The sequence below is a fragment of the Polaromonas sp. P1_F4 genome, from assembly GCF_056405675.1.
Genome location: NZ_JBFUBP010000008.1, coordinates 82,141 through 95,542 on the forward strand (window position 1 = coordinate 82,141; position 13,402 = coordinate 95,542).

Annotated in this window: 12 protein-coding genes; 10 read left to right on the top strand and 2 right to left on the bottom strand. The window is 62.9% G+C overall.

Translation table 11 applies throughout. From position 1 onward, the window contains the following. The first annotated feature begins 60 nt into the window (after positions 1-60). The 7 genes from AC1DYQ_RS16485 to AC1DYQ_RS16515 all read left to right on the top strand — a co-directional run bounded on the left by AC1DYQ_RS16485 (position 61) and on the right by AC1DYQ_RS16515 (position 7,919). Positions 61-951, top strand: coding sequence for a MurR/RpiR family transcriptional regulator (locus AC1DYQ_RS16485; RefSeq protein WP_477687675.1), 891 nt, complete (start codon positions 61-63; stop codon positions 949-951). Continuing rightward, positions 948-2,891, top strand: a complete 1,944-nt coding sequence (locus tag AC1DYQ_RS16490; RefSeq protein WP_477687676.1) for a bifunctional 5-dehydro-2-deoxygluconokinase/5-dehydro-2-deoxyphosphogluconate aldolase — start codon at positions 948-950, stop codon at positions 2,889-2,891. Before AC1DYQ_RS16485 ends, AC1DYQ_RS16490 begins: the two co-directional genes overlap by 4 nt. 33 nt (positions 2,892-2,924) lie before the next feature. Further along, on the top strand, positions 2,925-3,827 hold the full coding sequence (locus tag AC1DYQ_RS16495) for an NAD(P)-dependent oxidoreductase (RefSeq protein ID WP_477687677.1): 903 nt from the start codon (positions 2,925-2,927) through the stop codon (positions 3,825-3,827). Positions 3,828-3,867: 40 nt separating this feature from the next. Further along, positions 3,868-5,220 (top strand): ABC transporter substrate-binding protein, encoded by a 1,353-nt coding sequence (locus AC1DYQ_RS16500; protein ID WP_457281808.1) that lies wholly within the window; start codon positions 3,868-3,870, stop codon positions 5,218-5,220. A gap of 25 nt (positions 5,221-5,245) precedes the next feature. Further along, complete coding sequence (locus AC1DYQ_RS16505) at positions 5,246-6,175, top strand: branched-chain amino acid ABC transporter permease (RefSeq protein WP_457281807.1); 930 nt, start codon at positions 5,246-5,248, stop codon at positions 6,173-6,175. A 139-nt stretch (positions 6,176-6,314) separates the two neighbouring features. After that, positions 6,315-7,058, top strand: a complete 744-nt coding sequence (locus tag AC1DYQ_RS16510) for an SDR family NAD(P)-dependent oxidoreductase (protein WP_477687678.1) — start codon at positions 6,315-6,317, stop codon at positions 7,056-7,058. Between the two features lie 51 nt (positions 7,059-7,109). Next, positions 7,110-7,919 carry an SDR family NAD(P)-dependent oxidoreductase gene (locus tag AC1DYQ_RS16515; RefSeq protein ID WP_477687679.1) on the top strand — a complete coding sequence of 270 codons (810 nt, stop codon included), beginning with the start codon at positions 7,110-7,112 and terminating at the stop codon, positions 7,917-7,919. Between the two features lie 3 nt (positions 7,920-7,922). Here the strand turns inward: AC1DYQ_RS16515 and AC1DYQ_RS16520 are convergent, their stop codons facing one another. After that, positions 7,923-9,113, bottom strand: coding sequence for a pyridoxal-phosphate-dependent aminotransferase family protein (locus tag AC1DYQ_RS16520; RefSeq protein WP_477687680.1), 1,191 nt, complete (start codon positions 9,111-9,113; stop codon positions 7,923-7,925). A gap of 9 nt (positions 9,114-9,122) precedes the next feature. Further along, complete coding sequence (locus AC1DYQ_RS16525) at positions 9,123-10,025, bottom strand: DMT family transporter (RefSeq protein WP_477687681.1); 903 nt, start codon at positions 10,023-10,025, stop codon at positions 9,123-9,125. Between the two features lie 87 nt (positions 10,026-10,112). Here AC1DYQ_RS16525 and AC1DYQ_RS16530 point away from each other — a divergent pair, with 87 nt between their 5' ends. The 3 genes from AC1DYQ_RS16530 (at position 10,113) to AC1DYQ_RS16540 (ending at position 13,400) form a co-directional block, all read left to right on the top strand. Continuing rightward, positions 10,113-11,015, top strand: a complete 903-nt coding sequence (locus AC1DYQ_RS16530) for a LysR substrate-binding domain-containing protein (RefSeq protein ID WP_477687682.1) — start codon at positions 10,113-10,115, stop codon at positions 11,013-11,015. An 85-nt stretch (positions 11,016-11,100) separates the two neighbouring features. After that, entirely contained in the window at positions 11,101-12,108 is a 1,008-nt protein-coding gene (locus tag AC1DYQ_RS16535; protein WP_477687683.1) for a Bug family tripartite tricarboxylate transporter substrate binding protein, read from the top strand. 209 nt (positions 12,109-12,317) lie between these two features. Then, a complete protein-coding gene (locus AC1DYQ_RS16540) occupies positions 12,318-13,400 on the top strand; it encodes an asparaginase (protein ID WP_477687684.1) in 1,083 nt (360 codons plus the stop codon). The last annotated feature ends 2 nt before the right edge of the window (positions 13,401-13,402 follow it).

Below are 13,402 nucleotides of genomic sequence, written 5' to 3' on the forward strand. Positions count from 1 at the left end.
CTAATTTGATGCGATGCAGGCCCGGTCGGCCCATCGCATTCCCGAGGCGGCAAACGACATATGGACTCTGCAACGACTTACGAAGAACTCAAGGCGCTGATTGGCCGGACTTACCCGGACATGTCCAAGCAGCTGCAGCGCATCGCGCGCTTCGCCCTTGAGCAACCCAACGATCTGGCCCTTGGCACGGTGGCGACGGTGGCTGAGGCTACCGAGGTACAGCCTTCGGCCATGATCCGCTTTGCCAACGCGCTGGGCTATGGCGGCTTCTCCGAAATGCAGCAGGTGTTTCGCGGCCACCTGCTGGAGCGGTCCGACAGCTACCGCGAGCGTATTGACCAGATCCGCCGCAAGCAGCTCAACGGCGAGCGTGCGCCAGCCGGTGTGTTGCACCAGCTGGTGGGCGAGTCAGTGGCCGAGCTCGGGCACCTGGAGGAAAGCATCGCCCAGGTTGACCTGAAGGCCGCGGTGAAACTCATGGCCTCTGCCCCGCGCATCCACGTGCTCGCCCAGCGCCGCGCCTTTCCTGTGGCTGGCTACCTGGCTTATGCGCTGAGCCAGCTGGAGCTGCGCACCCATCTGCTCGACGGAACGGGTGGCATGCTGCGGGAAAGCCTGCGCTCCATCGCGACCGGCGACGTCCTGATCGCCGCCAGCTTTCGCAACTACTCGCCCGAAGTCATCGCGGCTGCAGCAGAGGCCGCCAAACTGGGAGCGCTGGTGATTGCCATCACCGACGGTCCCCTCTCGCCGCTCAAGGCGCATGCCAAGGTCTGCCTGGAACTGGCCGACGATTCGTCCAAACCCTTCCGCTCGCTGGTCGCACCGCTGTGCCTGGCACAGGCGCTGGTGGTCAGCACCGGTCATCAACTGGCCGAGCAGGGCGCAGCGAAAGCCAAAACCAGGAACAGCAAGGCCGCAGCCAAGTCAACTCGCAAGGGGGCCGTATGAGCCGTGCGCTGGATCTGATCTGTGTCGGCCGCGCTGCGGTGGACCTGTATGGCGAGCAAATCGGAGGGCGTCTTGAAGACATGCAGAGCTTCACCAAGTATTTGGGCGGCTCGCCGGCCAACACCGCAGTGGGTGTGGCGCGCCTCGGTCTGAAGCCCGCCATGCTGACCCGTGTGGGTGACGAGCACAACGGCCGTTTTGTCCGCGAAACCCTCGCGGCGGAAGGCGTGGATGTGAGCCATGTCGCCACCGATCCCAAGCGGCTGACAGCACTGGTGTTTCTGGGAATTCAGGACCGCGACACCTTTCCGCTGGTGTTCTACCGCGACAACTGCGCCGACATGGCGGTCAGCCCGGACGACTTTGACGCGGCTTTTATCGCCTCGGCCAACGCCCTGCTGATCTCCGGGACACACCTGTCGCAGCCGCTCACTTACGAAAGCTGCAAGCGTGCCATGACGATGGCCAAAGCCGCGGGCACGCGTGTGGTGCTCGATATTGATTACCGCCCCGTGCTGTGGGGCCTGACCAGCCCCGGCATGGGCGAGCAGCGTTTTGTGCCTTCGGGCGAAGTCAGCGCGCACCTGCAAACCGTTGTAGGCCACTGTGACCTCGTAGTTGGTACCGAAGAAGAAATTCACATCGCCGGCGGCAGCACCGACACGCTCGCCGCATTGCGCCGCTTGCGTGAGTTGACGCAGGCCACCCTGGTGGTCAAACGCGGGCCCATGGGCTGCATCGTGTTCGACGGTGCGATTCCCAATTCACTGGAAAAAGGTTTGCAAGGCCCCGGCTTTCCGGTGGACGTCTACAACGTATTGGGCGCCGGCGATGCGTTCATGTCGGGGTTTCTGCGCGGCTGGATCCCGGGGGAGCCGCTCACGCGCTGCTGCGCCTATGCCAACGCCTGCGGCGCTCTGGTGGTGTCGCGCCATGGCTGTGCGCCAGCCATGGCGAGCTGGGAAGAGCTGCAGTTTTTCTTGATGCATGGCTCGGCCACTCGGCGCCTGCGCGAAGACGCGCAGCTCGAACACCTGCACCGTGTCAGCACGCGCACGCGCCGTTGGGAAGAACTGGTCATCCTGGCGTTCGACCACCGCATGCAGCTGGAAGAGGTGGCGGCACGCCATGGCGCGCCTAGCGAACGCATCCCCCTTTTCAAATCCCTGATCGCCGAAGGTGCGCGGCTCGGAGCCGGCCAGCGCGGTGGCGTCGGTGTGATCGTTGACGGACGTTTTGGTGAAGAGGTACTTCCAACGGTGACCGGCAAAGGCTGGTGGGTCGCAAGGCCGGTCGAGCTGCCGGGTTCACGACCGCTGCAGTTCGAAGCCGGCGCCGGCCTGGGCGCGGTCATGCGAACCTGGCCCGGCGAGCACGTCGCCAAATGCCTGGTGTATTACCACCCGCATGACAAGCCGGCCTTGCGCGACAGCCAGCTGGCCAAACTGGCCGACCTGCAGCGAGCCAGCGTGGACAGCTTTCACGAGTTCCTCATCGAGGTGATCCCACCCAAGGACATGCCCGCGGATGGCGACACCGTACCGATGGCGCTCGAACAAATCTACCAGGCTGGCATCTTCCCCGATTGGTGGAAGCTGCCGCCAGCCGTTAGTGCGGCTGCCTGGGAAAAGATTGCGGCCGTGGTGGCGCAGCACGACCCGCATTGCCGCGGTGTGCTGGTGCTGGGTCTGGAGGCCAGCGAGGAAAAACTGGATCAGAGCTTTCGAATCGCAGCGCCGCACGCCATCTGCCGCGGCTTTGCCGTGGGGCGCTCGATCTTTGCCGATGCCGCAGCTGGCTGGTTCTCAGGCGCCATGGACGACGCGGCGGTGGTCAAGGCCATTGCCGAGCGCTATGCACGGCTGATCTCGCTGTGGGACCAGGCGAGGACAGGTATAGGAGCCGGCGCTTCAGCCAGTGCTGCCGAAACCGTGAACTGAACGGCAAAACAAGAAACAAAACGGAGACAAAACATGACACCCAAAATCGGATTTATCGGCATTGGCATGATGGGCCACGGCATGGCCAAAAACCTGCTGGCCAAGGGCTTTGGCCTCACCTTCAAGATCAACCGCAACAGGGACAACCTGGCCGACCTGATCGCGGCTGGCGCGAAAGAGGCCAGGACCAATGCCGAATGCGCACAGGCTTCGGACATCGTTTTCATCTGCGTGACGGGTTCGCCCCAGGTCGAAGACATCGTCTACGGCAAGGACGGTTTGCTAGACAGCGGCCGCAAAGGCCTGATCGTGGTCGACACCTCCACGGCCGAGCCTGCCTCCAGCACTCGCATCCGCAACGACCTGGCGGCCAAAGGCATCAAGCTGGTCGATGCGCCGCTGGCACGCACGCCGAAGGAGGCCGAAGAAGGCCGGCTCAACACGATGGTGGGCGCGGAGCCCGAAGACTTCAAGGCGCTGGAGCCGGTGCTCAAGGCTTTTTGCGAAAACATCTTCCACGTCGGCCCGCCCGGCCACGGCCACGTGCTCAAGCTGGTCAACAACATGATGGCCATGAGTTTTGCCGCCTCGATTGCCGAGGCCTTTGCGGTGGCGGCCAAAAGCGGGCTGGACCTCAACCGCCTCTATGACGTGATCTCGGCCGGCGGCGTGAACTGCGGCATCTTCCAGATGATGGCAACGAAAACGCTCAAGGAAGGCGACGTCACCGGCTTCAAATTCGGCATCGCCAATGCGCAAAAAGATTTGCGCTACTACACCCATCTGGCCGAGATGCTGCCCGTCACCAGCTTCATGGGTGAGGCCACGCACCAAAGCCTGATCCAGGCCAGCAACGCCGGTTTCGGCGACAAGCTGATCGCCTCCCTTTTCGAAGCACAGGAAAAACTCAACGACGTCAAGATCGTTCCCCGTTAAGCCAACCCGTTTGACCCATTTACACGCAGGAGACAAAACCATGAGCGACATCAAGAACAACCACGCAACACCTGAATCCCAATCCGACAGCAAGGCCACCTCGCGCCGCGCGCTGCTCAAGCACTCAAGCCTGGCGCTGGTGGGCGCGGGCCTGTACGGCGCGGCGCCCTTCATGGGGCCGTGGAAGCACAACCACGCCTGGGCGCAGACCGGCCAGAAGAAACCGCTGACCATTGGCCTGACCATGGACGCTTCGGGCCTGTACGCAGCCTCGGGCGCCGAAGAGCGCCTGGGCGCCATGATGGCCATCAAGGAATTTAACGACAAGGGCGGTGTGCTGGGCCGACGCATTGAGGCCATCCATATCGACACGGAAACGACGCCGGCCACCGGCTCGCGCGTGGCCGAACGCATGATCACGCGCAATGAGGCCTCCTTCCTGATCGGTGCAGTGCACTCAGGCGTCTCCAATGCCATCTCGCAGGTTGCGCAAAAATACGGCACGGTATTTTTTAACACCAACTCCAGCAGCCCGACCGAGGCCGGCAAGGACTGCCACCGCACCAAGTTCGTCTGGGACGGCAACGGCACCAACTTTTCCAACGCGATCGTCAAGAACGCCATCAAGGCCAGCGGCAAGAACTGGGTGCTGCTGACCAACGACTATGTGTGGGGCCACACCACCTCCAAGGCGACACGCGCGATCGTGGAAGCCAACGGCGGGCGCATCGTTGAGGAGCTGCTGGTGCCGCAAAACACCCGCGACTTCTCGTCCTACCTGCTCAAGCTGCAACAGCTCAAGCCCAATGTGGTGGCCACGGCGGTGGGCGGTGACGACATCAAGGCGCTGCGCCAGCAAGTTGTGCAGCTCAAGATGAACCAGTCCATGGCGTGGATCAACAACCAGCAGGACTGGCCAGATGTCTACGGTCTGGGCCCTGAAGCCATCTTCGGCGTCTTTGGCACCACCTGGTACTGGCGCCTGGGCCTGCCGGGCGTCAAAGAGTTTGTGGCGGCCTACCAGAAGCAGTTCCCTGGCATGGCGATTCGCGTGCCGGGCAATGTGTATCACAACGGCTATATGGCCACGCGCGAACTTCTGCGTTGCGTGGAAGAGGCCGGCACCACCAACAACATTGCCGTGATCAAAAAACTCGAAGGTCGCAAGATGAGCGCGGCCGACCGCCTGCAGCACTACGACGCGTGGATGGATCCCGTCACCCACCAGTGCCAGCAGACGATTTACATGGCGACCTACAACGACCAGCCCGCCGAGAAAGACGACATCTTCAAGATCCTCACACAGGCCGATCCCAAGGATGTGGCGGACAAGGATGCCGGCGGCGCCTGCAAGCTTGAGAGCTACGACGCGACACCTAGCTACGAAGTCTGATTTACTTCAAGCTCCAAAGACCGCAATGGACTTCTTGCTTCAGCTTATTCCGCACCTCGTCAACGGCATCTCGCTGGGCTTGTTGTTCGCGCTCATCGCGCTGGGCTTCATGCTCATCGTGGGGGTGATGGAAACCATCAACCTGGCGCACGGTTCGCTGTTTGCGCTGGGCATGTACTTCGCGCTTTTCCTGATCGCACCGCAGCTGGGCATGTTTCCGAATCTGCAGGCCTGGTACATGAGTTTGCCGCTGGGAACGCGTTACCTGGTGGCACTCATTCTTGCGCCCATCCTGGTGGGTATTTTCGGCATGTTGCTGGAGCTGTGCATGCGGCGCACTTATGGCCGTGACCCGCTCTATGGCCTGCTGCTGACCTTCGGTGCGGCGCTGGTCATTGAGGAAACCATACGCCTGGTGTGGGGCTCCTCGGAAAAGCAGTTGATGCTGCCCGAGGTCATCTCCGGCGCCTTCCTGATGGGCGACCTGGTTTATTCAAAGTATCGCTTCTTCGCCAGCGGATTCGCCATCCTCATGATTGTGCTGCTGTGGGTGTTTTTGCAGAAAACACCGTACGGCGCCATCATCAAGGCCGGCGCGCATGACAGCGAAATGGTGCGCGCGCTGGGCATCAACCTGTCGCGCCTGCGCCTGTTTGTGTTTGGTCTGGGCGTGGCGTTGGCCGCCATCGCCGGCGTGGTCATGGCGCCGATCTGGGGTATTCGCCCGCATGTGGGCGTAGACGCAGTGGTGCCGGCATTCCTGATCATTGTGCTGGGCGGCGTCGGTTCGCTCTGGGGTGCAGTGATCGCCGGGCTGATGGTCGGCATGGTCGTCGGGCTCACGGGTTCGTATGCGTCCGAATGGTCGTTGATGTCCATGTACCTCTTGTTCATTGCCGTCGTGACATTCCGCTCACGTGGATTGTTTGGCAAGAAGAGCGTCCTGGACGCTTGACATTTGGTACATCCCCGTCTCGGCTCACTTCGTGTAGCCGGATCCCCCCTTGCAGGGGGCAACAGCTGCGGCCTGGCAAAGCCAGTTCCGCGCTGTTACTGGTTTAGTCATTCTTTGGTTCGCTATGGAAAGTTAAGTAATGAAACCGCTTCAAGACAAAGTCGCGCTGGTCACCGGCGCGGCAGGGACTATGGGCCTGGCCGTTGTCAAGGCCTTGCTCGAAGACGGCTGCAAGGTCGCGATGGTGGATGTCAGCCATGAACGCAACCGTGCGCTCGCACATGAGTTGGGCTCGCGTGTCCTGCCGTTCTCGTTTGACATCAGCGATGCGGCCGCCGTGAGCGACGGCCATGCGCTCATAGTCAAGGCCTTCGGGCCAGTCGACATCCTGGTCAACAACGCGGGCATCCTGTCCAACAAGAAGATCGAGGCCACCGAAGCGGGTGAATGGCGGCGCGTGATGGGCGCCAACCTCGACGGCGCGTTTTACCTTGCGCAGCAGGTGGTGCCGGCAATGAAGGCGCGGCGCTTCGGCCGCATCATCAACACCAGCTCCCTGGCGGCCAAGACAGGTGGATTGACAGCAGGCACGGCCTATTCGGTGTCCAAGGGCGCGATGAGTTCGCTGACCTTTTCACTGGCGCGCGAACTCGCGCCCTTTGGCGTCACGGCCAATGCCGTCGCGCCCGCTTACGTTAAAACGCCCATGATCACCGAACAGCTCAATGAAGAGCAACGCCAGAAGCTGCTCAAGGACATCCCGGTCGGCCGCTTCTGCGAGCCCGAGGAGTTCGCCCACGTGGTGCGCTTCCTGGCCTCGCCGCTGTCGGGCTTTATCACGGGCGAGATCATCGACCTGAACGGCGGGCTATTGATGGACTGAGGGAAAGCCCTTTCGCCGCTAGCCGGCTTTGCGCCCACAATTTCGCCATCCATGAGCATCACACCCCGGATTGATTTCAACACTGCGCTTTCAGGCCTTTTTGACCTGCGCGGCAAAACCGCTTACGTGCCCGGCGGCTATGGTGGTATTGGCGAGGCCGTTGCCTGGGGCCTGGCGATGGCCGGCGCACGGGTGGCAGTTTCGGGGCGCGACGAAGCCAAGGCCGAGGCCGTTGCCTCCGCGTTGCGTGCGGCAGGGCACGAGGCCATGGGTCTGGCCATGGACGCGCATTCGGTGCCGCAGATGCAGGCTTCCGTTGATGCGGTGGCGGCGCAATGGGGCGCCCTCGACATCTTGATGAACTGTGTCGGCATGCAGCGTGAGCAGGCCTTGCTGGAGGTGACGGAAGAAGCCTTTGACGAGGTGCTGCAGGTCAACCTCAAGGCCGCCATGTTTCTTGCGCAGGCTGCGGCTAAAAAACAGATTGAAGGCGGCAGGGGCGGCGCTCAGGTGCATCTGCTGTCGGTGCGCGCGCAGCTCGGTTTGCGCGGCCGTGGCTATTCGGCCTACAGCAGCAGCAAGGGCGGCCTGGTCATGCTGATTCGCCAGCATGCGAGTGAACTGGCGCCGTACGGCATCACTGTCAACGGCATCGCACCTACGGTGGTGCAGACAGAGATGGCGCGCCACTGGCTCGAAAATCCTGAGACGCGCAAGCAGGTGCTGGAACGCATTCCGCTGGGTCGCGTGGCCGACCCGCAGGACGTGGCGGGTGCGGCCGTTTTTTTTGCGGCGCCCGCATCCCGCTTTGTGACCGGGCAGGTGCTTTACCTCGACGGCGGCATCACTGCCTCGCAGTAGGTACTAGCGTTTACCTGCCAAGGCTGCAACGGCATGCTGCACGCCGCCGCCGATGGGAATGCCCTGTACCTGCATGGCCGCTTCCAGGCCGGCCAGGCAACCCAGGATCATGGCCGGGTTCATGTCACCCAGGTGGCCGATGCGAAAGGTTCTTCCCGCCAGCGGGCCCAAACCGCCTGCAATCGCCACCTGAAACCGTTCGCGCGCAACGGTGCGCAAGGCTTCGGGATCAATGCCCGCAGTGACAGACACCGTGGTGACGGAGACCGAACGTGCGGCCGGCTCGCGCACAAAAAGACCCAGAGCACCGCCTTCACTCCAGGCATCGACAGCGGCGTGCACCGCACTGGCGATCAGCTGGTGGCGGGCGATGACCTCTTCGACGCCCTCATGAAAGATCAGCCCCAGTGCAGCCTCCAGGCCGAACAGCAGGCTTTGTGGCGGCGTGCCGCAGAACTTGCGGTAGCTGAGCGGGCTTTGCCGCCGCGCCCAGTCCCAGTAAAAGCGCGGCGAGGGATTGGCAGCGGCTACTTTCATCGCGGCGGCATCCGCGGCGACAAAGGCCAGGCCGGGCGGCACCATCAAGCCTTTTTGCGAGGCGCCCAGCACGACGTTGGCGCCCAGCGCATCCATGGCAAAGGGCGCCGCGCCCAGCGACGCGACCACATCTACCACCAGTAGCGCGGGGTGGGCCGTGGCTTCCAGCACCCGCCGGACCTTGCCCGGGTCACTGGTCATGCCGCTCGCAGTGTCGGTATGAACCACAAACACCGCCACGATGGCATGCGCAGTGTCGGCGCGCAGCGCGGCTTCCATCGCCGGCACGTCAATCGGGTAACCCTCGCGCCAGGGCGTGCGGATGACTGCTGCGCCCATGGCCTCGGCCTGTATGGCCCAGGATTCGGAGAAGTGCCCCGTTCCGGCGATCAGCACCTGCTGCCCAGGCGCCAGCAGGTTGGCGATCACGGCCTCCCAGGCGCCGTGGCCGTTGCAGGCATACAGGAAGACGTCGGCCGCGGCGGTTTGCAGCAGCGCCTTGAGCCCGGTCTCGCAGGCCTGGATCACACGATCAAGCCGCGGGTCGGCCAGGTCCATGGGCTGGCGCCGCATCGCATCCATGACCTCGTCAGGCACCCGCGTGGGGCCAGGTGAATGGAGGAAGCGATGGCCGGGGATGCGTTTATGAGGCGTCATGACAAAAAATTATGCACCTGCCGGCTTGCGATTGACCAGCACAATGCCCGCCGCGACCGTGGCCAGCGCCACCAGCAGGCCGGTGGTGACACTTTCTTTCAGCCACAGCGCGCCGAACAGCAGCGCGAACAGCGGCGTGAAAAACACGAACACCGAAATCTTGGTGGCCGGGTAGCGCCCCAGCATCCACATCCAGGCCAGGTAGCTGGCGAATGCGCCTATGACGGTCTGCAGCAGCAGGGAAGTAATGGCAAACGGGCTGAAATGCCACGACCATTGCTCGCCCAAGTAGAGCGACAGGGCCGGAAATACTGCGGCGCTGACGGCCAATTGGTAGAACAGGAGTTTTTCAGCGGAGATGCTGACCAGTTTGGTGGCACGTATCACCACCGTGGTCAGGCCCCACAGCATGCCGGCGGCCAGCGCGAGCAGGTCGCCGCGCGCGGTCGATGCGTGGTCACCGGTGAAGCCTTCACGCAGCGCGAACACCACGGCGGCGAAGGCGCACAGCAGGCCCAACCATTGCACGCCGCGCAGGCGTTCGGACTTCACCCACAGCGGTACCAGCAGGGCGACCCAGAAAGGCGAGGTGTACAAAAACACCGTGAGGCGGGAAGCGCTGGTGTATTGCAAGCCTACATAAATGCAGGCGAACTCCGCGCCGAACAGCGCGCCCGCCAGCAGCCCGGCTTTGAGCGAACCGTCGTGTCGAAACAGCGGGATCTTGCGCCACAGGCACCAGAGCCAGAGCAATGCCGTGGCGCCAACCAGCCGCAGCGAGGCCTGGAACATCGGCGGTATTTCGCTGATCGTGGCCTTGATCAGGACCTGCTGCAGGCCCCAGAACAGGCAGCAGCCCAGCAGCAGGGACATGGCGAGGAGATCGAGATTGGCTTTGCGGGCTGTTGTCATGCCTTGATGGTAGCCCGACCCCAGGCAGCTCGCTGGCCGGGGTAACAAGGAATACCATTGCATTAAATCCCTGGACAAGGTGCTGCTGTGGACCACAAATGGCTGGAAGATTTCATTGCACTGGCGCGAGAACGCAGTTTTTCTAGAGCGGCAGAGCTTCGCCATGTGACGCAGCCGCAGTTTTCGCGCCGCATACGCGCGCTGGAGCTGTGGGTGGGCGCCGACCTGATCAATCGCGCGGTGATGCCTCTGGCCCTGACGGCCGCCGGGGAAGAGCTGCTGCCGGTGGCGCGCCGCGCAGCGGCGAGCCTTAACGATGCGCGCTCCCGCATCCGCCATGCACGGGGCGGGCTGGACTGGGTCACGTTGGCAACAGGCCGCACGCTCTCACGCAGCGCCGTACCTGACTGGCTCGCACGCGCCAAGCGCGGGGCCGGGGAGTTTCGCTTGCGCATTCTTACAGGCTCCATCCATGAAGGCGCCACGGCCCTGGAGCAGGGGGCTGCTGATTTCCTGCTGTCGTTCACGCATCCGCGGCTGCCGCTGTTGCTGGACGAACAGACGTTCGAAGGACTCGCGCTGGGCACCGACGAATTGGTGGCCGTCAGCGCACCGCGCGCCGATGGCCAGCCGCAGCATGCCCTGCCCGGTACGGCCCGCAAGCCGGTGCCGGTACTGGGTTATGCGCCTACGCTCGCGCTTGGCCAGATCCTTCAGGACGGGCTCAGCCGCAGCGCGCGCGAGCTGCATCTGCACACCGTGACCGAGTCTGACTTCGCCGAGTCGCTGCATGAGCAGGCCTTGCAGGGCGTGGGACTGGCCTGGCTGCCGCGCGGACTGGTCGAAGGCGACCTGCGCAACGGAAGGCTGGTCGAAGCGGACGGCAAGGGCGTGACGGTCCGGTTTGAGATCCGCCTATACCGGCCGCGCAGCCCGCGCAATGAATTGGTGCAGCGCATCTGGTCCGCCAGCACGCCGGCTGCTTCCTGAATCCAGGTCGCATGCGCCCATGCGTGATACGCATGGGCCGCGCAGGGGCGGCTCCTAGACTGGCGCCATCAACAAGGAGACCGCCATGCCAGGAATGTTTACCCTCAATCGCCGCGGCGTGAGCCGCACACTTTGCCTTGCCGCCGCAGGGCTGCTGGGCTTGCCGGCTGCGTGGGGCCAGACCTGGCCCGCCGGCAAGCCCATTTCGCTGGTGGTGGGCTACCCTGCCGGCGGAAGCGTGGACCTGGTGGCGCGCATCATCGCCGAGCCGCTGGCGAAGCGCCTGGGCACACCCGTGGTGATCGAGAATATCGGCGGCGCCGGTGGAACCATAGGCGCCCAAAAAGTGGTCAGTGCCGCGCCCGACGGCTATACGCTGCTGCTGGGTTCGGGCAGCGAAATCTCGATTGCCAAACTGTTCAACGCTGCAGTCAAGTACAACGGTGAAACCGACTTGAGCCCGGTCGGGCTGATAGGCGTCACGCCAATGGTCTTTGTGACCAATACCAAGACCGGCGTCAAAACCATGGAGGAAGCGATTGCCAAATCCAAACGCGAACGCAACCAGCTGAGCTTTGCCTCTTCGGGCATAGGCACGCCGCTGCATGTGTCGGGAGAGCTGATCAACCTGATGGCTGGCACCACCTTCCGCCATGTGCCCTATCGCGGCGCAGGTCAGCAGCTGCAGGACTTGCTGGGCGGCAATATCGAGTTCAGTGTCTCTGTGCTTTCCTCCGCGCTGCCACACATCGAGTCCGGCAAGATGATCCCCTTGGGCGTCACCACGCCGACGCGTTCGCGGGCTGCACCGCAAATCCCTGCACTCGGCGAGAACCCCAAGCTCAAGGGTTACGACATGAACGTCTGGTTCGGCCTCTTCGGGCCCGCCAAGCTGCCGGCGCCCATGGTGGCGCGCCTGAACAGGGAGCTCAACGAAATCCTGCGCGAAGAAGCCGTCTGGCAAAAGCTCCAGAAAGCGGGCATCTCCAATGACGGCGGCACGCCACAGGCGCTCACGGCCTTTATCCGGGCTGAAACCCAGCGCGTGCGCAACGTGGTCAACAAGGCGGTGGCGACCGGCGCTACCTCGTAAGCCGTCAGCGGGAATTCACCCAAGCCCATGCGGTGCCGTTGAAGCTGCAGCCGCCGGGGCCGGGGCAACGGCGGCAGGCCCAAAGAAGACCGTAACTCGCCCTGAACTGTATTTGTTAGTCGCGAAGCGTGCTGGCCAGGCTCCTCCGGAGCACTGGCGGGGCTCTGCACGCCGAGCAATATTTTTAGCCCGACACGGAGGGAATTGTCATGCACTTATCTGTCATATCAATGTTGCGCAGGCTCGCCTGCGGTCTGCTATTGCCGCTTGCTGTTTCGGCTTCGGCGCTGGCCCAGGAAGCGAAGAAACCTAACGTGGTGCTCATCGCCACAGGCGGCACGATTGCCGGCGTCGGCGCATCGAGCACCAATATCGGCGCCTATCAGGCCGCTGTGGTTGCTGTCGACAAGATCATGGCCGCCGTGCCGGAAATCCAGACGATTGCCAACGTCAAGGGCGAGCAGATCTTTCAGGTCGGCTCACACAACCTCACCAACGACCGCCTGCTTCAACTTGCCCGGCGGGTGTCTGAACTCCTCCGGTCGGACGAGGTCGATGGCATCGTGATCACCCACGGCACCGATACCCTGGAAGAGACCTCGTACTTTCTCAATCTCACCGTCAAAAACAACAAGCCGGTCGTGATGCTCGGGTCCATGCGGCCCGGCACGGCGCTCAGCGCAGATGGGCCGCTTAACCTCTACAACGCGGTGGCGGTCGCCGGGAGTAAAGAAGCGGTGGGGAAAGGGACTTTGGTGGTCATGAATGACGAGATTCACAGCGCTCGCGATGTCACTAAAACCAATGCCACCCGGGTTGACACCTTTAAATCTCCCTACGGTCCGCTCGGTCTCGTGGTCGAAGGTCAGGCCAGGTTCTACCGTGCGCTGATTCGCCCGCATACAGTGCAGAGTGAGTTCGACATTGACAAGATACAGGCGCTGCCGCAGGTCGACATTGCTTACGGCTATCAGAACATGAACCGTGCGGCATACGAGGCGCTGGTCGCATCCGGGGCCAAGGGCATCATTCATGCGGGTGTCGGTGCGGGAAGCGTTCCTGAGTACATAGCTGGCCCGCTTAACGAGATTCGCGCCAAGGGAGTGTTTGTCGTTCGGGCAACCCGCACCGGCAGCGGTGTGGTCATTCGGAACAATTCGGTGAAGGATGACGTCAATGACTGGCTCGTTGTTGACGACCAGAATCCCCAGAAGGCCCGAATTCTTCTGGCCTTGGCCTTGACGAAGACAAGGGACACCAAAGAGCTGCAGAAAATCTTCTGGCGGTATTGAAA